The sequence below is a fragment of the Micromonospora globbae genome (genome assembly GCF_003610785.1).
Taxonomy (GTDB): Bacteria; Actinomycetota; Actinomycetes; order Mycobacteriales; family Micromonosporaceae; genus Micromonospora; species Micromonospora globbae.
On the sequence record NZ_RAQQ01000006.1, the window covers coordinates 42,572 to 64,782 of the forward strand.

General features: G+C 73.1%; 17 protein-coding genes, 3 tRNA genes and 1 pseudogene. 10 read left to right on the top strand and 11 right to left on the bottom strand.

Annotated elements, in window-relative coordinates; all coding sequences use genetic code 11:
* Positions 1-91: 91 nt before the first annotated feature.
* The 7 genes from D7I43_RS09815 to D7I43_RS09845 all read right to left on the bottom strand — a co-directional run bounded on the left by D7I43_RS09815 (position 92) and on the right by D7I43_RS09845 (position 11,094).
* Complete coding sequence (locus D7I43_RS09815) at positions 92-2,923, bottom strand: discoidin domain-containing protein (protein WP_120328130.1); 2,832 nt, start codon at positions 2,921-2,923, stop codon at positions 92-94.
* A gap of 233 nt (positions 2,924-3,156) precedes the next feature.
* Positions 3,157-4,794, bottom strand: coding sequence for a glycoside hydrolase family 13 protein (locus D7I43_RS09820; protein ID WP_120328363.1), 1,638 nt, complete (start codon positions 4,792-4,794; stop codon positions 3,157-3,159).
* An 84-nt stretch (positions 4,795-4,878) separates the two neighbouring features.
* A complete protein-coding gene (locus tag D7I43_RS09825) occupies positions 4,879-5,766 on the bottom strand; it encodes a carbohydrate ABC transporter permease (protein ID WP_120328131.1) in 888 nt (295 codons plus the stop codon).
* Positions 5,767-5,778: 12 nt separating this feature from the next.
* Positions 5,779-6,732, bottom strand: a complete 954-nt coding sequence (locus D7I43_RS09830) for a carbohydrate ABC transporter permease (protein ID WP_120328132.1) — start codon at positions 6,730-6,732, stop codon at positions 5,779-5,781.
* A gap of 81 nt (positions 6,733-6,813) precedes the next feature.
* Entirely contained in the window at positions 6,814-8,193 is a 1,380-nt protein-coding gene (locus D7I43_RS09835) for an ABC transporter substrate-binding protein (protein WP_120328133.1), read from the bottom strand.
* A 352-nt stretch (positions 8,194-8,545) separates the two neighbouring features.
* A complete protein-coding gene (locus D7I43_RS09840) occupies positions 8,546-9,547 on the bottom strand; it encodes a LacI family DNA-binding transcriptional regulator (RefSeq protein WP_120328134.1) in 1,002 nt (333 codons plus the stop codon).
* 71 nt (positions 9,548-9,618) lie between these two features.
* The gene (locus tag D7I43_RS09845; protein ID WP_120328364.1) at positions 9,619-11,094 is read right to left on the bottom strand and encodes a dihydrolipoyl dehydrogenase family protein; all 1,476 of its coding nucleotides are present in this window, start codon (positions 11,092-11,094) and stop codon (positions 9,619-9,621) included.
* Between the two features lie 189 nt (positions 11,095-11,283).
* Here D7I43_RS09845 and D7I43_RS09850 point away from each other — a divergent pair, with 189 nt between their 5' ends.
* Entirely contained in the window at positions 11,284-12,351 is a 1,068-nt protein-coding gene (locus D7I43_RS09850; RefSeq protein ID WP_240032885.1) for a serine hydrolase domain-containing protein, read from the top strand.
* A 48-nt stretch (positions 12,352-12,399) separates the two neighbouring features.
* Here the strand turns inward: D7I43_RS09850 and D7I43_RS09855 are convergent, their stop codons facing one another.
* Positions 12,400-13,356: a phytoene/squalene synthase family protein gene (locus tag D7I43_RS09855; RefSeq protein WP_120328135.1), complete on the bottom strand. Its 957-nt coding sequence runs from the start codon at positions 13,354-13,356 to the stop codon at positions 12,400-12,402.
* 200 nt (positions 13,357-13,556) lie between these two features.
* Here D7I43_RS09855 and crtI point away from each other — a divergent pair, with 200 nt between their 5' ends.
* The 7 genes and pseudogenes from crtI (at position 13,557) to D7I43_RS09890 (ending at position 18,088) form a co-directional block, all read left to right on the top strand.
* Positions 13,557-15,038 (top strand): phytoene desaturase family protein, encoded by a 1,482-nt coding sequence (gene crtI / locus D7I43_RS09860; RefSeq protein ID WP_120328136.1) that lies wholly within the window; start codon positions 13,557-13,559, stop codon positions 15,036-15,038.
* A gap of 22 nt (positions 15,039-15,060) precedes the next feature.
* A pseudogene (idi, locus tag D7I43_RS09865) lies at positions 15,061-15,630 on the top strand (isopentenyl-diphosphate Delta-isomerase); the annotation flags it as partial.
* Between the two features lie 127 nt (positions 15,631-15,757).
* On the top strand, positions 15,758-16,702 hold the full coding sequence (locus tag D7I43_RS09870) for a MerR family transcriptional regulator (RefSeq protein WP_120328138.1): 945 nt from the start codon (positions 15,758-15,760) through the stop codon (positions 16,700-16,702).
* Positions 16,703-16,781: 79 nt separating this feature from the next.
* Entirely contained in the window at positions 16,782-17,582 is an 801-nt protein-coding gene (locus D7I43_RS09875; protein WP_120328139.1) for a polysaccharide deacetylase family protein, read from the top strand.
* Between the two features lie 153 nt (positions 17,583-17,735).
* Positions 17,736-17,808: transfer RNA gene (locus tag D7I43_RS09880), tRNA-Glu, on the top strand.
* 30 nt (positions 17,809-17,838) lie between these two features.
* A tRNA-Asp gene (locus tag D7I43_RS09885) sits at positions 17,839-17,912 on the top strand.
* A gap of 102 nt (positions 17,913-18,014) precedes the next feature.
* A tRNA-Phe gene (locus D7I43_RS09890) sits at positions 18,015-18,088 on the top strand.
* Between the two features lie 126 nt (positions 18,089-18,214).
* Here the strand turns inward: D7I43_RS09890 and D7I43_RS09895 are convergent.
* Positions 18,215-18,676 (bottom strand): ArsI/CadI family heavy metal resistance metalloenzyme, encoded by a 462-nt coding sequence (locus D7I43_RS09895; protein ID WP_120328140.1) that lies wholly within the window; start codon positions 18,674-18,676, stop codon positions 18,215-18,217.
* Positions 18,677-18,809: 133 nt separating this feature from the next.
* Between D7I43_RS09895 and D7I43_RS09900 the strand changes: the two genes are divergently transcribed.
* On the top strand, positions 18,810-19,172 hold the full coding sequence (locus D7I43_RS09900; RefSeq protein ID WP_120328141.1) for an ArsR/SmtB family transcription factor: 363 nt from the start codon (positions 18,810-18,812) through the stop codon (positions 19,170-19,172).
* An 18-nt stretch (positions 19,173-19,190) separates the two neighbouring features.
* Here D7I43_RS09900 and D7I43_RS09905 read toward each other — a convergent pair whose 3' ends face one another.
* Positions 19,191-19,472, bottom strand: coding sequence for a hypothetical protein (locus D7I43_RS09905; protein WP_204985180.1), 282 nt, complete (start codon positions 19,470-19,472; stop codon positions 19,191-19,193).
* 206 nt (positions 19,473-19,678) lie between these two features.
* Here D7I43_RS09905 and D7I43_RS09910 point away from each other — a divergent pair, with 206 nt between their 5' ends.
* Positions 19,679-20,827 (top strand): alpha/beta hydrolase family protein, encoded by a 1,149-nt coding sequence (locus D7I43_RS09910; protein WP_120328142.1) that lies wholly within the window; start codon positions 19,679-19,681, stop codon positions 20,825-20,827.
* A 195-nt stretch (positions 20,828-21,022) separates the two neighbouring features.
* On the opposite strand, the gene D7I43_RS09915 is transcribed toward D7I43_RS09910, so the two are convergent.
* Positions 21,023-22,048 (bottom strand): hypothetical protein, encoded by a 1,026-nt coding sequence (locus tag D7I43_RS09915; RefSeq protein ID WP_120328143.1) that lies wholly within the window; start codon positions 22,046-22,048, stop codon positions 21,023-21,025.
* Positions 22,049-22,211 lie beyond the last annotated feature (163 nt).

Below are 22,211 nucleotides of genomic sequence, written 5' to 3' on the forward strand. Positions count from 1 at the left end.
GGACGTGGAGAGGCGTGTGCGGTGGTGGTGCGGGGGTGTTGCGGGCGCGCCGGTGGGGCCCCGATCGGCGGCAGGGCCCCACCGGCGCACGTCAGGTGGCGTGGACCTCGAACTCGGCGAGCTGGCCGGCGGGCCAGCCGGTGTTGCCGGTGAACGTCAGCCGGACGAACCGCCGGTCACCGGCGGGCAGGGCGATCGTCACGCTGTTGCCGGACGCCGGATCGAACGTGTAACCGGCCGACCCCTTCAGCGTGCCGAACGACGACCCGTCTGTGGAACCGTGCACGGCCAGCGTCTGCGTACGCGTCTGCCAGGCCGCCGCGGGCGGGAGCTTCAGCACGAGCCGGGACACCGGGCGGGCGCTGCCCAGGTCGACGGTCACCGACTGGGGAAAGGCGTTGTTGGCGCTCTCCCAGTAGGTGTTCGGGTTGCCGTCAACGGTGTTCGCGGGCACGTACACGTCGGTGTGGCTGGTCGCCGAGACCGGCCGCCCGGCCGCCAGGTTTCCGCTGGGCGGCGGGGTGGTGGGCGGTGGCGTGGTGGGCGGGGTGCCATCGCCGTGCACCTCGAACTCGGCGAGCTGGCCGGCCGGCCAGCCGGTGTTGCCGGTGAACGTCAGCCGCACGAACCGCCGGTCACCGGCGGGCAGGGCGATCGTCACACTGTTGCCGGACGCCGGATCGAACGTGTAACCGGCCGACCCCTTCAGCGTGCCGAACGACGACCCGTCTGTCGAACCGAGCACGGCCAGCGTCTGCGTACGCGTCTGCCAGGCCGCCGGCGGCGGCAGCTTCAGCACCACCCGGTCGACGGCGCGCACCGCGCCCAGGTCGACGGTCAGCGACTGGGGGAAGGCGTTGTTCGCGCTCTCCCAGTAGCTGGCGGTGTTGCCGTCCACGGCGTTGGCCGCCACGTAGGTCTGCGTGGAGCTGGTGGCGGTGACGGGCCGGCCGAGGGCCAGGTTGCCGCCCGCGGGTGGCGGGTCGGTCGGCGGCGGATCGGTGGGCGGCGGGTCGGTGGGACCGCCGCCCCACTGCGGCTCGGGCCAGGGGCCGCAGTACGGCGTGGGCGTGTACCAGCCGGAGTTGCCGGGGCCCTGGGTGATCTGGAAGCCGCTGCCCACGCAGTTGTGGATCGGGTTGGCCTGCGCGATGCCGGTGGCCCGCACGTTCGTGAACGAGACCTGGCTGGGTGCCTGCACCTGCAGGGCGTACGTCCCGGCGCCGTCGATGCGGACGTTGCTGAAGCTGATCCCGCTGGTGGCGCCCTCGATCCAGTGCAGGGCCGCGTACGAGCTGTCGAGGATGTCGGTGTCGGTGACCGCGATCGTCGCGTTCTGGATCGGTTCGTTGAGCGCGGAGAACCAGATCGCGCCCACGCCGAACCGCCAGTTGTAGTCGGAGTTGCCGTTGCGGATCAGCGTGTTCCGGGCGACGGTGATCGTCCCGGAGACGGCGGTCGGGCCGTTCACCCCCGGGTAGCGGTTGGCCACGTGGATGCCGCCGCCGTTGGTGACCGAGTCGGCGGTCACGTTGTCGGTGATCCTGATGTCCCGCCCGCCGTACGTGACCAGGTGGTTGGCGAGGATCGTCACGCCGATCGTGTTGAAGGTGAACGAGTTGTTGACGTTCGGCACGTTCTGCGCCCACATGGCCAGCGCGTCGTCGCCCGTGTTGCGGACGAACGTGTTGGTCACCGTGGAGTTCGTGACTCCCCAGTGGAAGTTCACCCCGTCGGCGGTCTGGTCCAGGATCCGGCTGTTGCGGATCGTGAAGTTGTTCATCGGCCCGTCCATCCAGGCGCCGACCTTGGTGTGCTGGAGCCAGACGTTGTCGACCACCGAGTCGGACATGGCCCCGCCGATCGCGTTGACCTGGTGCTCGTCGACGCGTTCCCGGATGTCACCGATGATCGCGAAGTCGCGCAGGGTCACGTTGCGGCTCGGGCCACCGGCCTCGTGCGGGCGGATCTCGCCGCCGTAGCCGCCGCCCGGGACGTACTTGCCGTAGATGCCGGCGGCACGTTTGCGGTCGGTGGGGTGGCGACCGCCGAGCACCGAGTACCACGGCCCGGCGCCGCGCAGGGTCACCCCGTCGACCACCACGTGGTCCCAGAGGGTGAACGTGCCCCGCGGGATCCACACGGTCCGCCCCTGCGCCCTTCCGGCGTCCACGGCGGCCTGGAACTTGGCGGTCGAGTCGGTGGCGCCCGTCGGGTCGGCGCCGAAGTCGGCGACCACGTCGAGCGCGCCGGCGGGCTTCGGGATCTCCGGCCCGACCAGCTCGAAGTCGGCCAGGTCGATGGTGAAGCTGGGTGACTGGGCGGTCGAGGAGACCTGGAGGCGGATCTTCGTGCCGGCCGGGTAGGTGGTGCCGAACATGGTCCGGGTCTCGTCGTAGAAGTGGTGCGGGTTGACGTCGCCCGGGTTGTTGTTGAACGGGTAGCCGCCGTAGTACCAGCCATACCGGGACGTCACGGGAACGGACTTCACGAGGGCGCCGTTGGCGCGCAGGTCGATGCTCGCGTCCCGGCCCGTGCCGGCGGCGTTGTCCGGGATGCTGTACCGGAACGTGACCGCGTTCGCGGGTGCGGTCAGCGTGAACTCGACGTACTCGCCGACCGCGTCGAGCGTGACGGCCTCGCGGCCGGACGCCTCGGACGGCAGCGTGCCGTAGCGCCGGTCCGGGCCGATCCTCGTGCCGGTGTGCGCGGCCTCCTCGGCCTCGTGCTCGACGAACGGGACGGTGGCGCCGCGCCCCGGGATGTCGAACGGGGAGAGCCCGGCCGCCTGGGCCGGGGTGGCGGTGCCGGTCAGCGCGACGACCGTGAGCGAGGTCGCGGTGAGGGCGGCCGCCGCGAGGGCGGCCGTGCCCGTGCGGATGCGGGCTCTTCGGGGTGGGGTGTCGGTGGCGTGGTCGGGCATGAGCGAAGCTCTCCCTCTCGTCGGTGGTCCAGATCCCCCGTGCGGTGCGGTCCCCCCGAGTTGCTCTTGCGGTCCCCCCGAGTTGGTGGTGCGGCGGATACCTCCTGTCCGTCTCGGCCGGCCGGCCCGGCGGGTCGGCGCGGTGGCCCTGGGCGGCGCCGGCGGCCGGGACGGGCCGCCGGCTGGTCGATGCGGCGTCGGCGGCCGGGACGGGCCGCCGACGCCGCGGGGTGTCAGGTCGCGGTCGTTTCGGTGGTACGCAGCCAGACGGCGGTGTCCGGCGGCAGCAGGTCGTCGTCGAGCGGCCCGCTGGCGAGCAGCCGCTCGGTGTGCGGCGGCAACGGCACCGGGGCGCCGGCAAGGTTGACCACGCAGGTGAAGCGGGGCGACCGCTGGTAGGCGAGCACGCCGTCCGGTGCGGGCAGCCAGGTCAGCTCCCCGTCGCCGAGCGCCGGCTCGGCCCGGCGGATGGCGATCGCGGCCCGGTACAGCTCGAGCATCGAGCGCTCGTCGCCGGCCTGGGCCTCGGCGGTGCGGTCCTTCCAGTCCGCCGGCTGCGGGAGCCAGGGCCGGGCGGTCGCGCCGTCCGGGCTGAAGCCGAACGGCGGCGTCTCGCCGGACCAGGGCAGCGGCACCCGACAGCCGTCCCGACCGGGGTCGACCCCGCCGGACCGGAAGTACATGGGGTCCTGGCGCAGCTCCGGTGGGATGTCCTCGACCTCCCAGAGACCCAGCTCCTCGCCCTGGTACACGTACGCGGCGCCGGGCAGCGAGAGGGACAGCAGCGCCGCGGCCCGGGCACGGCGGGTGCCCAGCTCCAGGTCGCTCGGGATCCCCTCCCGCTTGGCCGCGAAGCTGAACGTCGTGTCCTCCCGCCCGTACCGGGTGACGTGGCGGGTCACGTCGTGGTTGGAGAGCACCCACGTCGCGGGGGCGCCGACCGGGAGGTGCGCGGCCAGCGTGGCGTCGATACAGGCGCGCAGCGCCACCGGATCCCAGGCGCAGCCGAGGAAGTCGAAGTTGAACGCCGCGTGCAGTTCGTCCGGGCGCAGGTAGTTGGCGAAGCGCTGCTGGTCGGGTAGCCACACCTCGCCGATCAGGGCGCGCCCGCCCGGGTACTCCTCGACGATGCGCCGCCAGCTCCGGTAGATCTCGTGCACCGCGTCCAGGTCGATGAAGGGGCTCGGGCCGTCCGGGGTGGCCTCGGGCAGCGCCGGGTCCTTGGCCAGCATCGCGGCCGAGTCGATCCGGATGCCGTCGATGCCCCGGTCGAGCCAGAACCGCAGGATGTCCTCGAACTCGGCGCGGACGCGGGGGTGGTCCCAGTTGAAGTCGGGCTGCTGCGGGGCGAAGAGGTGCAGGTACCAGTCGCCCGGCGTGCCGTCCGGGTTGGTCGTACGCGTCCACGTGTCGCCGCCGAACGGGGAGACCCAGTCGGTCGGCTTCTGCGAACCGTCCGGGCCCCGACCCGGGCGGAACCAGAACAGCTCCCGCTCGGGGGCGTCCGGGCTGGCGAGCGCCGCCTGGAACCACGGGTGGGCCTCCGAACAGTGGTTCGGCACCAGGTCGATGATCACCCGTAGGCCGAGCCGGTGCGCCTCGGCGATCAGCTCCTCCGCCTCGGCGAGCGTGCCGAAGACGGGGTCGATGTCGCGGTAGTCGGAGACGTCGTACCCGGCGTCGGCCATCGGTGACGGGTACCACGGGCTGAACCACACGGCGTCCACGCCGAGGCCGGCGAGGTACGCGAGGCGCTGCCGGATACCCGCGAGGTCGCCGATCCCGTCACCGTCGGCGTCGGCGAAGCTGCGCGGGTAGATCTGGTAGATCACCGCGCTGCGCCACCACCGGGGGTCGTCTGCTGTGGACACGGGCACCTGCTTTCTGCGTCGGTTCGTCGGCGGTTCGCCGGCCTGAATGGGGGGGTCGGTGGGGTGGTCGTGGACCGCCGCGGGTCATCCCTTGAGGCTGCCCGTGGTCAGGCCGGACATGATGTTCCGCTGGAAGAGCAGGAAGATGACGACGGTCGGGATCGCCGCGATGACCGACGCGGCGACGACGACGTTCATGGGTGTGCCGCCGGAGAAGGCGTAGATGCCGACGCTGACCGTCCGGGTCTCGGGCGACGGCATGACCAGCTTCGGCCACAGGAAGTCCTTCCACACCGCCGTCACCGCGAAGATCGAGACGACGCCGAGGATGGGGCGCGACATCGGCAGGATGATCGACCACAGCGTGCGCAGCGGTGTCGCCCCGTCCACGACGGCGGCCGCCATGAGGTCCTCCGGGATCGAGTCGAAGAACCGCTTCAGCAGGAAGATGTTGAACGCGTTCGCGACGAGGGGCAGCCAGATGGCGAACGGCGAGTCGAGCAGGTTGAGGTGCAGGATCGGCAGGTCGATGACCGTGACGTACTGCGGGACGATGAGGACCATCGCGGGGATCATCAGCGTGGCCAGCATCAGACCGAGGATCGCGTTGCCGAACACCGGCCGCAGCTTCGACAGCGAGTACGCCGCCGCCGTGTCGAGGACGAGCTGGAAGAACAACGCGCCGGCCGCGTAGTAGAAGGTGTTGAAGAGCAGCTTGGCCAGGTCGAGGTTGTTCCACGCGTCGACGTAGTTCTGCGGCTGGGGATCCCGCGGGAACAGCGACGGCGGGGTCTGGGCGATCTCCTGGCCGGACTTGAGCGCGCCGGTGACCATCCAGTAGAGCGGCCCGAGGAACACGAGCGTGAACACCACGACGACGACGGTGAGCAGCGTCCAGTAGACGACCTTGCCGCGTCCCCGCCGGAGCTGGGCGTGGGAGATGAGGGTCCGGGTCCCGGAGTCGTGTGCCATTGCTCGCCCGTCCTAGTCCTGTTTCGAGGTCAGCCGCGCGTAGACGGCGGAGAACCCGGCGAGCACCACGAGCATGATCACGCCGAGCGCCGCCGCGCCGTTGAGGTCGTTCTGGAAGAACCCGTGCTGGTAGATGAGGTACGCCACCGAGGTGGCGGAGTCCTCGGCGCCCGCGCCGTTGGCGAGGATCAGCGGTTCGATGAACAGCTGCATCGTGGCGACGATCTGGAGCATCGCCAGGAGCAGGAGGATCAGCCGGGTCTGCGGGATCGTCACGTTGACGATCCGCCGCCAGATCCCGGCGCCGTCCAGCTCGGCCGCCTCGTACAGCTCGCCGGGGATGTTCTGCAACGCCGCCAGGTAGATGAGCACCGCGCTGCCCATGTTCATCCAGGTGGACGCGAGCACCATGGCGGGCATCGTCATCCCGGGCGACTGCATCCACTCCGACGTCGGCAGGTGCAGCGCCGCGAGGACCGCGTTGAACAGGCCCGCCTCGCTCGGGTCGTACGCGTAGTACTTGAAGAGGAACAGCGCCGAGGCCGGCGGCAGCATCACCGGCAGGTAGACCAGGATCCGCAGGTAGCCCTTGGCGTGCCGGAACTCGTTGAGCAGGATCGCCACGAAGAACGGCACCGCGTAGCCGAGGACGAGCGCCAGCGCCGTGAAGTAGAGCGTGTTCTTCCAGGCGGTCCAGAAGCTGGGGTCGTCGAGGATGCGGGCGTAGTTGTCCCAGCCCACCCAGGTGGTCTCGCCCCGGCGGGTGCGCTGGAAGCTCATGACGACGCCGCGGATCATCGGGTACCAGGAGAAGACCGCGAAGCAGAGCACCGCGCCGATCAGGAACGCGTGCCCCGTGAGGTTGTCCCGTACCTTGCGGCCGAGGCTCGTACGCCGTGGCCCTGCCGCGTACGGCGTGGCGGAGCGACCCGGTCTGGTGGTTCCCGGGACGGTGGTGATCGCCAAGGCAACTCCTGCGGAAGTCGGTGACCGGACGGGTGCGGGGGACGCCGTGGGGGCCGGGGCGCCGGCCCCCACGGCACCGGGTCAGCCCTCGGCGGCGAGGAGCTGGTTGACCTTGCCTTCGGCGGTCTTGAGGAGTTCGTCGATGTTGGCGTTCGGGTTGGTGAGCACGCCGGACATCGCCGCGTCCAGCACCGCGTAGATGGCCTGCGCGTTGCGCGGCTCACCCTTGATCGGCACGGGCGTCGCCTCAAAGGCGGTGAAGTTCTCCACCGGCAGGTTGGCGTTCGCCTTGCGGAGCTCCACCTCCTGCTTCTGCGCGTCGCTGCCCACGGAGAACAGCGTCGGCTGCGGGAGACCGACCGGCTGGTTCTGCGGCTTGGCCCGGACGTAGTCGAACTGGCCCTTGCCGGGCGTCAACTTCTCGTACGCCAGCCACTTCAGACCGGCCTCGACCTGCTCCTTGGACAGGCCCTTCTTGAAGAAGTAGCCCTCGCCACCGCCGAGGGTTCCCTTCGCCGGGCCGTCCTGGCCGGGCATCGGGGCCATCGCCCAGTCCTGGTACTTGCCCTGGAACTGCGTGACGATCGCGGTCGTGGCGTCGGGCGCGCCGATGAACATGCCGACCTTGCCGGCGGCCGCGTTGGTCAGCAGGTCGGCCCACTGCAGCAGCTGGCGGCTGCCCATGCTGTTGTCGCCGTACCGCATGTCCTTGAGGTTCTGGAGGACCTGCCGGCCCATCGCGTTGTTGAAGTCGGCCTTCTTGCCGTCCTCGGTCAGCACCTGGCCGCCCTGGGAGTAGAGCAGCGCCGTGAAGTGCCACCCGCCGGTGTTGCCGGCGCTGTACTCGGCGTACCCCGCGATGCCGTTGCCGAGGGCCGAGATCTTCTTGGCGGCCTCCCGGACCTCCGGCCACGTCTTGGGCGGGTTGTTCGGGTCGAGCCCGGCCTGCTGGAACAGGGTCTTGTTGTAGAGCAGGCCCATCGAGTAGTTCTTCGTCGGGACGGCGTAGAGCTTGCCGTCCTCGGTGAAGACCTCCTTGAGCGCCGGGTCGACGCTGTCCCAGGTCGGGATCGTCTCCTTGTTGGCGAACTCGGTGATGTCCATCGCCTGACCGGAGTCGAGCACCTGCTGGAGATCGGTCATGTACCCGTAGAAGAGGTCGGTCACCGTGCCGCCGGCGAGCCGGGCCGTGAAGTCCGGCGGGTTGTTGCACTGCTCGCCGACGCTGACGCTCTTGACGACGATGTTCGGGTTCTGTCGCTGGAACTCGGCGACGTCGTCGTTCCAGTTCTGCAACAGGTCTTTCTGGGAGCCGACCGGCTGGCAGTCGACGGTGATGGTGACCTTGCCACCTGCGTCGCTCGTCGCGTCATCGCTCTTGGTGGAGCAGGCCGTGAGGCTGAGCCCCAGGCCGGCCACGAGCGCCAACGCCGCAGTCTTCCGGTACTGCGGTACGGACATCTGTCCATCCCTTCGGGAACGGGTGTCTCCATGACCTCGCTGGACCTGCGGTGGACGTCACCGCAGCTGCTGATCTGTATCCGTCATGCGACCTGACCCTCCGTGGCGACACGGCGGCCAGTTGTGAGTGGAGTCACTGTAACGACGTGGACATGTTCCGGCAAGATGTCGATCCTGTTTTGAAAGGACACGACTGGATCACGAGAGATCCCGACTGTCGCTGGCCGCAGTGGTCGATCCGGGAGTTCTGTCCCGCTTGGGGGCACGACGAGAAAGGCCGCCGACCGCGGGCAGCGGTCGACGGCCGAAGGGAGCGATCAGTCGGTGGGGACGGCGGTGCGCCGGGCCGGCGTCAGCGGCCGGGGGCGGGTGCGGTGGAGCCGCGCACCACCAGCTCGGGCTCGAACAGCAACTCGTCGTGCAGCACGCCGGCACCCTCGATCTGGGTCACCAGCAGGTCGACGGCGGCCTGGCCCATCGTCTCGATCGGCTGCCGCACCGTCGTCAACGGCGGGTCGGTGCAGGTCATGAACGCCGAATCGTCGTAGCCCACGACCGACACGTCACCGGGCACCGAGCGGCCGAGCCGGCGCACCGCGCGGATCGCGCCCAGCGCGAGCACGTCGCTGGCACAGATCACCCCGGTGACGCCGCGGTCCACGAGCTTCGTGGCCGCCACCCGGGCGCCCTCCATCGAGAAGCTGGACCGCTCGACCCACTCGCTCGGGTCGGCCCACCCGGCGATCCGGGCCACCGCAGCGAGCTTGCGTCGTGACGGCACGTGCCCCTCGGGCCCGAGCACCATGCCGATCCGCTCGTGCCCGAGCGACCGCAGGTGCCCGTACGCCTGCTCGACGGCCACCGCGTCGTCCGTGGAGACCCGGGGAAAGCCCAGCTCGTCCACGCCCGCGTTCACGAGCACCACCGGCAGCCCCCGCTCGGTCAGCCGCCGGTAGTGGTCGTGCGGCGCGTCGGCCAGCGCGTACGACCCACCCGCGAAGATCACCCCGGACACCTGGTGGTCGAGCAGCATCTCGACGTAGTCCGCCTCGGAGACGCCACCGATGGTGCGCGCGCACAGGGCCGGGGTGAACCCGCGCTGCGCCAGCGATCCGGTGACCACCTCGGCGAGCGCCGGGAAGATCGGGTTCTGCAGTTCCGGGAGGACGAGGCCCACCAGCCGGGCCCGCTCACCCCGCAGCTTCGTCGGCCGCTCGTAGCCGAGCACGTCGAGCGCGGTGAGCACCGCCGCACGGGTCGATTCGGAGACGCCACCGCGACCGTTGAGCACCCGGCTCACGGTGGCCTCGCTGACGCCCGCCTTCCGGGCCACCTCGGTCAACCGCTTCGTCACGGCCGCAATCCTATGTCACAACGCTGCAAGAACCGAACAGCCGCATGCCCTCGCTCGTCAGATCCCGGCAGTCAGTGCAGGTTTCCGAGCGCCGCCTCGATCGCCCGGTGGAAGGTCGGGTACGCGTAGATCATGTGCCGGAGCTGGCTGACCGGCACCGCCCCGTGCACGGCCACCACCAGCCCGGACAGGACCTCCCCGCCCGCCGGCCCGACCGAGGTCGCCCCGATCAGCACGCCCTGGTCGGCGTCCGCCACCACCTTGATGAAACCCTCGTCGCCCACCCGGTGGATCCAGCCCCGGGTCGAGTCGGCGAGCTTGCTGAAGCCCACCTGGACGTTGATCCCCCGGGCGCGCGCCTGCTCCTCGGTCAGACCCACGGCGCCCACCTCGGGGTCGGTGAAGGTCACCCGCGGCAGGGCCCGGTAGTCGGCACGCGGCACCGTGCCCGCCGACCCGCTCGACCCGCTGGCGCTGAGCGCGCTCGCCGCACCCATCGCGCCGCCGACCACGCTCGCCGTGCCGCTCGGGTCCGCTCCCGCCCGGGCGTGCCGGGCCCGGTCCAGCAGGTCGGCGATGACGATCGCCGCCTGGTACATGGCGACGTGGGTGAACGCGCCCTCGCCGGTCACGTCACCGACCGCCCAGAGCCCGTCGGTGACCTGCATGCGGTCGTCGACCGGCAGATACCGCTGGCTCGCGTCCACCCCGACGGTGTCCAGCCCCAGCTCGTCCAGGTGCGCGCGGCGGCCGGTGACCACCAGCAGCCGCTCCCCGGTGAACTCCACCCCGCCGGCGCCGCGCAGGGTGAACCGCTCGCCGTCGTGGTCGACCCGCTCCGCGCGTACGCCGGTGTGGATCTCCACGCCGTCCGCGCGCAGCGCGGCGGCGGCCACCTCGGACGCCTCGGGCTCCTCCACGGCGAGCACCCGGTCCATCGCCTCGACGACGGTGACCCGGACGCCGAACCGGGCGAAGACCTGGGACAACTCCAGGCCGATCGCGCCGCCGCCGAGCACGAGCAGCGACTCCGGCAGTTCCTCGACCTCGATCGCCTCGCGGTTCGTCCAGTACGGCGTGCCGGCCAGACCGTCGATCGGCGGCACCGCCGGACGCGTACCGGTGCCCAGGACGACGCCGTACCGGGCCTGGAAGACCTGGTCACCGACGCGGACGCGACCGGGTCCCTCCAGCCGGCCGCTGCCCCGGACGAACCGGCCGCCCCGGCCGGTGAACCGTTCGACGGCCACCCGGTCGTTCCAGGTGTCGGTCGCCTCCTCGCGGATCCGCTTCGCCACGGGTGCCCAGTCCGGCCGCACCTGCGCGGTGCCCGCCAGCCCGTCGACCCGGCGCGCCTCGGCGAGCGCGTTCGCCGCCCGGATCATCATCTTGCTCGGGATGCAGCCCCAGTACGGGCACTCGCCGCCCACCAGGTTCCGCTCGATGCCGACGACGCTCAGGCCGGCCTCGGCGAGCCGCCCGGCCACCTCCTCGCCCCCGACGCCCAGCCCGACAACGACCACGTCCACCTGCTCCGGCTCAGCCACCCGCACAGCATCCCCCAGATCCCAACCCCCCACCACCACCCCCCACCCCCACCCGCGCCCCCGCCCGTGGCCCCGGTGATCATGGAGTTGTCGCCGTCCGGCACGGCGTGTCGCGGCGACAACTCCATGATCGACGCGCCTGGACCCGAGGGCGGGCGCGGGGGCGGGCACGGGGCCTACCGTGGCGGGGTGCATCACGCTCGGTTCGCCGCTGTCCGCGACCGCTTCCACGACCTGCTCGCCGAGGGGCGGGAGACCGGTGCCGGGCTCGCCATCTGGTACGACGGCGAGCCCGTGGTCGACATCGTCGGCGGCGAGCGGACTCCAGGACGTCCGTGGCGAGCCGACACCCTCGTGAACGTCTACTCGGTCGGCAAGCCACTGGCCGCGCTCTGCCTGCTGCTGCTCGTCGACCGCGGGCGGCTGGGCCTGGACGACCCGGTCGCCGCGCACTGGCCCGGCTTCCGCGCCCCGGCCACCGTCCGGCAGGTGCTCGACCACACCGCCGGCCTGCCCGCCTTCCCGGTGCCCCGGCCGGCTGCCGCCGTCGGGGACTGGAACCTGCTCTGCGGAGACCTGGCCGGCGCCGAGCCCGAGTGGGAGCCGGGCAGCGTCGCCGGCGAGCACGCCTGGACGTACGGGCACCTGGTGGGTGAGCTGGTCCGGCGCGTCGACGGCCGCCCGGTGGGCCGCTTCCTGGCCGAGGAGATCGCCGGACCCTGGGGGCTGGACCTGGGCTTCGGCCTGGGTGAGGCGGACCAGCGCCGGTGCGCCGACCTGACGTACGGCGACCCGGGCTGGCCGACCCGGACGGCGAGTGAGCCGGGTTCCCTGCGCCACCGGGCGGTGACCAACCCCGCGGGCGGCCTGGACCTGGCCGTGCTGAACAGCCCGCTCTGGCGCGGCGCCGAGGTGCCCGCCGTCAACCTGCACGCCACCGCGACCGGGTTGGCACGCCTCTACGCCGGCCTGCTCGCCGGCGGCACCCTGGACGGCGTCCGCCTGTTCAGCCCCGACCTGGTCGCCGAGGCCACCCGGGTCCAGTACGACGGCGACGACCTGCTGCTCGGGCGGCGTACCCGGTGGACGCTGGGCATGCAGTGGGAGGACGACGGCAGCTGGGGCATGGGCGGCCTCGGGGGCAGCTGCGCCTGGGCCGACCCGGTCCGGGGCTACGCCTTCGCGTACGTGACGGCCCGGCTCGCCGACTTCGACCGGGTCGAGACGCTGGTGGACGCCCTGCACGACTGCCTCTGACCAGCAGCGCGGGACGCACCGGCACGGCGGGGCACACCGGGTGGCGGCTCAGGACGCCGCCGTCCTCGGCAGCGTCGGTTCGGCCGGCACGGCGCGGGGCAGCGGCGGCCCGGGCACCACGACGGGCGTGCCGGTCGGCGTGAGCAGCGCACGGGCGGCCACCGCGAGCCGGCGCCGCCGTGGCACCACGGCCCGGCGCGCGAAGACGTCGTAGTCCTGGGCGGCCACCTCGTCGAGGATGCCGCCGTAGAGGGCGTACGCCGTGCGCATGCAGGCCTGCGAGGCCGGCGCGAGCAGGGTGATCCCCGGCGCCGCCGCCGCGTAGTGCGCCTGCGCGCGCCGCACCTCGTACGCGATCAACGCCCGGATCGCCGGGGTGGCGCGGCCACGGCGGGACGCCTCGGCAAGGTCGTCCCTGCTCACTCCGAACCGGTCCAGGTCCTCGTCGGGGAGGTAGGTCCGGCCGCGGGCCAGGTCCTCGCCCACGTCGCGGATGAAGTTGGTGAGCTGGAAGGCGAAGCCGAGCTGCCGGGCGGGTTCCCGGGCCGCGGCCGGGTCGCTGCTCTCCAGGACGGGCAGCATCATCGTGCCGATGGCCGCCGCCGAACCCTCCATGTAGTCGAGCAGGTGCGCGTAGCTGGGGTACGAGGTGACGCTCAGGTCCATCGCCATGCTCTTGAGGAACGAGGCGAAGTCGTCCCGGTCCAGGTCGAAGACGGCGATGGTGTGCAGGACGGCGGGGAGCAGCGGGTCGTCGACCGGCTCGCGGTGCAGGCCAGCGAGGAACCGGCCCGCCCAGTCGTCGAGCCGGGCGGCGCGCTCCGCCGGCGGCAGAGCGTCGGTGCGGTCGACGATCTCGTCCGCGTAGCGCGTGAAGCCGTAGAGGGCGTGCACGTGTCGCCGTTTCCACGCGGGGAGCAGCCGGGTGGCGAGATAGTAGGTGCGGCCGTGCCGTCTGTGCAGCTCACGACACCGGTCATAGGCAGCGGCCAACTCCGCTTCCACCCGACCCTCCTCATCGACGCATCAATCGACGCAACTCGTCACTCTAGGGTACGCTCGGCCGGACGGCCACAGATGCGGACGCGGCCGACGTTCACCCCGGCCGGGGGATCGTCCCGCCCGCTCGCGTCGCTTTCGCCCGGTCGGTCACCGCCGACCGGGATCGACAGGCATGATGGGCGCTCGCGCGAGGAGGTGGTGGCGTGCGGACGGTGGACGGACGAACGGACCGGGTGGTCGTCGTCGGCGCCGGCTTGGGCGGCCTGGCCTGCGCGCTGCACCTCGCCGGGCGTGGTCGCCAGGTGACCGTGCTCGAACGCGAGCCGGTGCCGGGCGGCCGGGCGGGTCGGCTCGGCGTGGACGGCTACGAGTTCGACACCGGGCCGACGGTGCTCACCATGCCGGAGCTGATCGCCGAGGCGCTCGGCGCGGTCGGTGAGGAACTGGGCGACTGGCTCGACCTGACCCCGCTCGACCCGGCCTACCGGGCGTACTACCCGGACGGCTCGACCCTCGACGTCATCACCGACACCGCCCGGATGGCCGCCGAGATCTCCCGGGTCTGCGGGCCGCGGGAGGCGGACGGCTACCTGCGCTTCGTCGACTACGCCCGGCGGCTGTGGCAGCTCGAACGGGCCGACTTCATCGAGCGCAACCTGGACACGCCGGTCGACCTGCTCACCGGCAACCTGCTGCGGCTGCTGGCCGGCGGGGCCTTCCGCCGGCTGCACACCAAGATCGCGCAGTTCTTCCGCGATCCGCGCACCCAGCGGATCTTCTCGTTCCAGGCCATGTACGCCGGGCTCGCCCCGCACGACGCGCTGGCCATCTACGCCGTCATCGCGTACCTCGACGCGGTGGCCGGGGTCTGGTTCCCCCGCGGCGGCGTCCACTCGGTGGCGCGGGCCATGGCCGGCGCCGCGGAGAAGCACGGGGTGCAGATCCGGTACGGCACCACGGTGACCCGGGTGCTGACGGCGAACGGCCGGGCCACCGGGGTGCTCACCGCCGACGGCGAGGTCGTGCCGGCCGACGTGGTGGTGCTCAACCCCGACCTGCCGGTCGCCTACCGCGACCTGCTGCCCGCCGCGCCCCGCCGGCGGCTCACCCACTCACCGTCCTGCGTGGTCCTGCACGTCGGGTCGACCCAGGGCTACTCGCGGATCGCCCACCACAACATCCATTTCGGTCGGTCCTGGCGGGGCACGTTCGACGAGGTCATCCGCCGGGGCGAGCTGATGTCCGACCCATCGCTGCTGGTCACCAACCCGAGCCGCACCGACCCGTCGGTGGCGCCACCGGGCCGGCACACCTACTACGTGCTCGCCCCGACGCCCAACCTCGACCGGGCGCCGCTCGACTGGCGGGGCGGCCTTGCCGACCGCTACGCCGACCGGCTCGTCGCCACGCTGGAGGACCGCGGCTACGTCGGCTTCGGCGCGGGCGTGGAGGTGCTGCGGACGGTGACGCCGGCCGACTGGGCGGCCCAGGGCATGGCGGCGGGCACGCCGTTCGCGGCCGCGCACAGCTTCCTCCAGACCGGGCCGTTCCGGCCGACCAACCTGCACCGGGCGCTCTCCAACGTGGTCTTCGTCGGCTCGGGCACCCAGCCCGGCGTGGGCGTGCCGATGGTGCTGATCTCCGGCAAGCTCGCCGCCGGCCGCGTCACAGGAGATGACCGATGAGCGACAGCAGTGGAGGATCGGCATGAGTGACCGTGAGGGGCATCTCGTCGAGCTCGTCGACGAGGCCGGGCAGGCCCACGGTGAGACGACGGTGGCGGCCGCCCACCGGCCACCGGGCCAGTTGCACCGGGCGTTCTCCGTCATGCTGGTGGCGCCGGACGGCCAGGTGCTGCTCCAACGCCGGGCCGCCGTGAAGACCCGCTTCCCGCTGCGCTGGGCCAACTCGTGCTGCGGTCACCCCCTGCCCGGCGAGTCGCTGGCCGAGGCCGCGAACCGCCGGTTGCGGGAGGAGCTGGGTGCGGGCCCGGTCGAGCTGACCGAGATGGGCATCCACCTCTACTACGCCGAGGACCCGACCACCGGCCGGGTCGAGTTCGAGTACGACCACGTCCTGCGGGGTGACTTCCTCCCCGGCGCGCCGCTGCGGCCCGATCCGGCGGAGGTGGCCGAGCTGCGCTGGGTGGAGCCGACGGCGCTCGAGGCCGACCTGGACGCCGACCCGCGGGCGTACGCACCGTGGCTCCGTGGGGTGGTGGGCCGCCTGCTGCGTCCCGGCGGCCCGGACGCCCGGCCCGCCGCCGTCACCGTTCCCCCGGCCACCCCGCCCGCCGGCGGCGTGGGCGCCGTGGCCGGCACGCCGGCCGACCCTGGGCCGGCCGGCCCCGACGTCGCCGCGGTCCCGTCGGGCGCGCCCGCCGACGAGGCGCCGGAGCGGTCGGGTGGTCGATGAGGCGCTGAGCGCGGGCGCGGTCGCCCGTCGGCTCGGGGTCGCCGTGACCACGCTGCGCACCTGGCACCAGCGTTACGGCCTCGGGCCCAGCCGCCACGAGCCGGGCCAGCACCGCCGCTACACGGCGGACGACCTGGCCCGCCTGGAGATCATGCGGAGGCTCACCGCCGAGGGTGTCAGCCCCGCCGAGGCGGCGCGGTGGGCCCGCCAGGCGCCCGGAGCCGTACGCGTCGAGGACCGGCCCCGGTCAGGCCCGCCCGGGGTCCGGGACGGCGGCGGGCCGACCATCCCCGTCGGCCGGGCCGGGCCGGCCGCCCGGGGCCTGGCCCGCGCCGCTATGCGCCTGGACTCGACGGCGATCGGCGAGACCATCGCCCGCTCCCTCGCCGACGAGGGCGTGGTGGCCACCTGGGACCGGCTGATCCGGCCGGTGCTGGCCGGCATCGGCGAGCGGCACGCCGCCACGTACGCGCTCATCGAGGTGGAGCACCTGCTGTCCCGTTGCGTCTCCGAGGCGTTCGCCGCGCTGAGCCGGGCGGCCAGGCCAGCCGGACCGCCGCGGATCCTCCTCTCCTGCGCCGACGAGGAGCAGCACACGCTGCCGCTCGAGGCGCTCGCCGCCGCCCTCGCCGAGGCCGGCGTGGGCCACCGCATGCTCGGGGCCCGCGTCCCCAGTCCGGCGCTGCTGCGGGCGGTCGACCGGACCGGGCCCGCCGCCGTGGTCCTCTGGTCGCACACCCCGGCGACCGCCGACCCCACGCAACTGGAGGCGCTGGTCGCCGCGCGTCGGCGGCCCCTGCTGGTGCTGGCCGCGGGCCCCGGCTGGCCCGTCGCGGCGCTCCCCTCCGGGGTCGTACGCCCCACCCACCTCGCCGAGGCGCTCGCGCTGGTCGTGGCCGCTCGGGACTCGCTGGAGCAGCCGCCCTCGGCCTGACCCGGGGGGTGTCACCGGGCGAGGGCGTCCACTAGCGTCGGGTGTTCCGCGAACCCCGAACCCCTCCGGGAGCGAACACATGAGAGCCCGTGCCGTGCTCGCGTGCGTCCTGGGCCTGGTGCTGGTCCTCGCCGGTTGCGCGAACGAGGGTGGAACCCCGGCCGCCGACGGCCCCACCCCGACCGCCTCGACCGCCTCGACCGCTCCGGCGCCGAGCCCGACACCCACAGCCGCGCCGAAGCCGACCCGTACGGCCACCAAGCCGCCTCTCCGCCCCCTGCCGACCACCCTCCCGGCGGGGCTGCGCCGTGGCACCGGCGTACGCCCGGTGGCGCTGACCTTCGACGACGGGCCGAGCCCGGCGTGGACGCCGAAGATCCTGGACCGGCTACGCGCCGCCAAGGTGACGGCCACGTTCTGCCTCGTCGGCCGTGAGGTCCGGCGCCACCCCGAGCTGGTCCGCCGGATCGTCCGCGAGGGACACCAGCTCTGCAACCACAGCTGGCGGCACGACGTGGACCTCGGCCGGCGGCCGGTCGCCGAGATCCGGGCCGACCTGGAGCGCACGAACGAGGCCATCCGGGCGGCCGTCCCGAAGGCCCGGATCACCTACTACCGGCAGCCCGGCGGACGGTGGACGCCCGAGGTGGTGGCGGTGGCCAAGCAGCTCGGCATGCGCTCCCTGCACTGGAGCGTCGATCCGCAGGACTGGAGCAGGCCGCCGGCGGCGACGATCACCAAGCGGGTCCTGAGCGCCGTCCGCCCCGGCGCCATCGTGCTGCTGCACGACGGGGGCGGGAACCGGGCCGCCACGTTCGCCGCCTGCCCCGCGGTGATCGCCGAGCTGGAACGGCGCTTCGGCGTCACCCGGCTCCGCTAGGCCCTCCTGACCTGCGGTTTTGCGCGCCGCCACGGATGAGGCCATACCGGTTTGGTCGACCGCCGGGGCATCACGTATGCTTTCCAAGCCTCCGGCGGGGCCGGATGGGAGCAAGTCCGCTTGACGTTGCCGATGTGCAATGATGGCGGGGCCGCCCTCATCGTCTAGCGGCCCAGGACGCCGCCCTTTCAAGGCGGTAGCACGGGTTCGAATCCCGTTGGGGGCACGACCGGCGCAAGCCGGAGCAACAGAGCTAGGTCCTGTGGAGCAGTCGGAGTGCTCGCCGCCCTGTCAAGGCGGAGGTCGCGGGTTCAAGTCCCGTCAGGACCGCAGCGCTGACGCCGCGCTCATCATGCGCGGCGTTCTGCGTATCGGACCGGATGCCCTCCGGGCGGATCACTCGCCCTCCGGGTAGCATGGTCCGAGCGACCCGGCCAGGTAGCTCAGTTGGTACGAGCGTCCGACTGAAAATCGGAAGGTCGGCGGTTCGACCCCGCCCCTGGCCACAAAGCCTTTCGCCGGGCTTACAAGATCCCCACCAGCGGAGAGGCCGGTGGGGATCTTGCTTTTGCCGTCTCGGCCGCAGTCGCACCAGACCCGCTCGGCGGCCATGGCGATCGGCAGCGTGACGGTCAGCAGCAGGTGGTGGCGGTTCCCGCGGTCGCCGGCTGCTGCCCGGACGGTTCGCCGCAGCGGCACTCGCCCCCGGTCGCCTTGACGAGGGTGTCGGCGTCCGCCTTGACGGTGTAGACCTCCCAGGGCTCGTCGCCGGGGCCGCGTACCCAGACCTTGTCCTGGAGGGCGTAGCAGCACTCGGTGTCGTTCTCCGCCAGGGTGATCAAGCCCTCCTCGGCGAGCCGCTTCGCGGCGGCGTCGACGTCCTCGGTGCTGAACACCTCGACCCCGAGGTGGTCCATGACGGTGGGCTGGCCGGCCTCGCCCTCGATGAGCACGAGCTTCAGGGGTGGGTTCGGCACGGCGAAGTTGGCGTAGCCGGGGCGGCGCTTGGCCGGCTCGACGCCGAACAGCGTCGAGTAGAAGGCGACCGAGCCTTCGAGGTCGGACACGCGCAGGGCGAGCTGCACACGGGACATGGGGACCTCCTGGTGGTGGACGTCAGCGGGCGAGGACCGCGGCGGCCAGCACGCGACCTCGCCCGCTGTCTAGACGGCTTTCGAAGCAAGCCCCACTGTTGCACCCTGTTTTGACGCCTGTCAAGCTAGACGCATGTCGAAGCAGTCTCTGCCGGTCGTGGATCTCCAAGCGGTCGCGTGCTGTGCCCCGCTGGCGGTCCGCCCGATGGACGCCGAGCAGGCGGTGGCGGTCGCGCCGATGTTCAAGGCCCTCGGCGACCCGGTCCGGCTGCGGTTGATGTCGATGATCGCCTCGGTGCCGGAGATGTGCGTGTGCGACCTCACGCCGGCGTTCGACCTGTCCGGGCCGACCATCTCCCACCACCTCAAGGTGCTGCGCGAGGCCGGTCTGGTCGACTCCGAACGGCGGGGCACGTGGGTCTGGTACCGGGTCCGGCCCGAGGCGTTCCGCCAGCTCGGGGCGCTGCTCGACCTGCCCGCACCCGAGGGCGCGTGAGCCTCACCCGGCGCGCCGCTACTCCCTCAGGTAGCCGGTGGCGGGATCGATCTCGGCGAGGAAGCCGCGGATGGCGTCCTCCATCTCCCGCCGGCTCATGGGCACGGCGGGTCCGCCGAGCGTGAAACCGTAGTCGTGTGGCCCGGTGAGCCAGTCGAAGTCGTACGTGCCGGGCTGGTCGGCACGCTGGCCCACGCGGAAGGTGTGCCCGTCGACGGTCAGCAGGACTGGTTCGTCCCGGACCGTCCGTGGGTGCTCGGGCGCGAGGCCGGGCTCCGGCTCGCTCCACTCGCTCCACATGCCCGCCCCCTCCGGACGCCACCTCCGGGCCGGTCCCCAGGCTACGGCGGCGCGCGCCCCGCCGGTGCCGATCACGAGCACCGCCGCCAGCCCGTACCCGCCGGGGGACCCTGACGAAAGTGGGTACGGTCGGCCGCCCTTCGGGCAGGGCGCCGCCCCCGCCCCGATCCCTACCGTCGGTTCCCCACCCACGGAAGGGAAGCACATTGACCGCACACCACGACACGAGGCGCAGGGGCAGGTGGGCTCTCGCCGTACCCCTGGCGCTGCTGGCGACGCTGCTGGCCGGCGGCACCGCGGCGGCCGGGACTCCGGCGGCACCGGCGACCCCGGTCCTGCGCCTGCCGGCCCCGACCGGTCAGTACGCGGTCGGCACCACCTGGCTGCACCTCACCGACCCGGCACGGCCCGACCCGTGGCGGCCCGAGTCGCGCCGGGAGCTGATGGTCTCCCTCTGGTACCCGTCGGTGGGCGCAGCCGGCGCACCGGCGCCCTACACCACGGCGGCTGTCTCCGCGCGGATCGTCGCCGCCGAGGGCCTGCCCCTGCCTCCGGACGTGCTGACGACCGTACGCACGAACGCCCGCCGCGACGCGCCGGTCCGGCCGGCCGCCCGGGGCTGGCCGCTGGTGGTGCTCTCCCCCGGGTTCAGCCTGAGCCGGGAGTCGTTGACTGGGCTGGCCGAGGAACTCGCCAGCCGGGGGTACGTGGTGGCCGGCCTCGACCATCCGTACGAGGCGTGGGGCGTGGAGTTCCCGGACGGCCGGGTCGCCGACTGTCTCGCCTGCGAACGGGAGTGGCCGGACGTGGCGGCGCGGCTGGTCGAGGGACGCGCCGCCGACGTGTCGTTCGTGCTCGACCGGCTGACCGGGCCCCGTCCCGCGTGGCGCGGCGCCCGGTTCGTCGACGCGAGCCGGATCGGCATGGTGGGGCATTCGATCGGCGGCGCCAGCGCCGCCCAGGCGCTCCGCACCGACCGGCGGCTCGACGCCGGCGCCGACCTGGATGGCACCCTCTTCGTTCCCGTCCCGGCCGGTGCGGTGCGGAAGCCGTTCCTGCTGGTCGGTTCCGACCGGCCGGCGGACGCGAGCTGGCAACGCGACTGGCCCGGCCTCGCCGGCTGGAAGCGCTGGCTCACGGTCAGCGGAAGCGGGCACATGTCGTTCACCGACCGGCCGGTCCTCGGTGCCCAGCTCGGCATGGACCCCGGTGCCATTCCGGCGGAGCGGCAACTGCTGATCACCCGCGAGTACGTCGTGGCGTTCCTCGACGCGCACCTGCGCGACCGGGCCCGGCCCCTGCTCGACGGGCCGTCACCGGCCTACCCCGAGGTTCGGTTCACCGAACCGTCCTGACCCACGCGGCCTCGCTGGGGTTCGGCGTCCGCGCCCGACCTCGGTGAGGCCGCGCGGTGCGACGTCGCTCCCGGCCCATCCCCGCCCACCCGGCGACCACCCCGCCGGCGAAGCCCGCTGGGGTACGGCGTCGAGCCGCGTCGCCCCAGCCCACGGTGCGGTCGGCCGTGCGGGTACCGCCGGGTGCGGGCAGACTCAGCGCTTGTCCTGCTGCCCCTGTTGGGCCATGCCGGCCCGGATGGCGTCCCACACGCTCCGGCCGGCCTGCCGGAGCGCTTCCCCGGCCTGCCCGGCGAGGTCGGCCGCGCCCGGCACCGGCCGGCCCGCACCCCGCTGCTCGCCGCCGCCCGCCTGCCCGGCCCCACCGGGCCGGGCCGGCTGGCCCGGCTGCTGGCCCTGCTGCCCACCCTGACGCTGCTCGGTCCGACCCCGCTGCTCGGCCTGACCCCGCTGCCCACCCTGGCCCTGCTGCCCACCCTGGCCCGGCTGCCCACCCTGGCCCCGCTGCCCGGCCTGACCCGGCTGCGCGCCCTGGCCCCGCTGCTGCTCGGCCTGAGCCTGCGGCCCGCCCTGGCCCTGCTGCCGCGCCGGCTGCTCGCCCCTGCCCGGCGGCGCCTCGCCCTTGGCGACCGGGCCCTCCCCGGTCCACTCCGCGCGTGCGCTGATCGAGCCGATCTCCCGCCCGAGCCGGTCCACCATGCTGCCGAGGCGCTCGCTGCTGCCGCTCACCTGCTGGGCCGCCCGGCCGGCGTCCTGGATCGCGCCCTGCGCCGAACTGGCCAGGGACTCGATCATCTGCGGGTTCCGGTCGAGGGTGGTGAGCGCGCGGTCGAGGATCTCGACCAGCCGCTCCAGCCGTACCTTGAGGAGGACCTCGGCCTTCACGTCGTCGATGTCCAGCTCGACCGCGTCGAGGCGTACGCGGACGCCGGCGTCCAGCTGGAGCAGGTTCGCCAGCCGTGCCCGCAGGGAGAGGTCGGCGTCCAGCCCGTCGACGGCCAGCCGGAGTTCACCGACGCGCAGGTCCGGCACGTCGAGCAGCACGTCCGGCTCACCCGGGCGGCCCCGCTCCTCCTCGGCCGGCCACCGGCCCTCGCGTACGTGCCGCTCCTGGCCGCCGTGTGCGGCCGCGCCCTCCGCTCCCTGGCCCTGCCCCTGGCCCCGGTCACCCGGCCCCTGGCTCGCCTGCCCGCGCCCGCCCGACTCGCTCCCGCTGCCCATCCGCCCCGCTCCCGGCTCGGCGGGCCCGGCGCGCACCGGGCCCCGACCGGCCGCGCATACCCACTTCGTGGCACCCCATCCCTGGCCGGAACGCGGCCGATACGACCCGCCGCCCCCGGTTCGACCGGGAGCGCACCGACCCGCCGACGATCTCTGTCCGGAA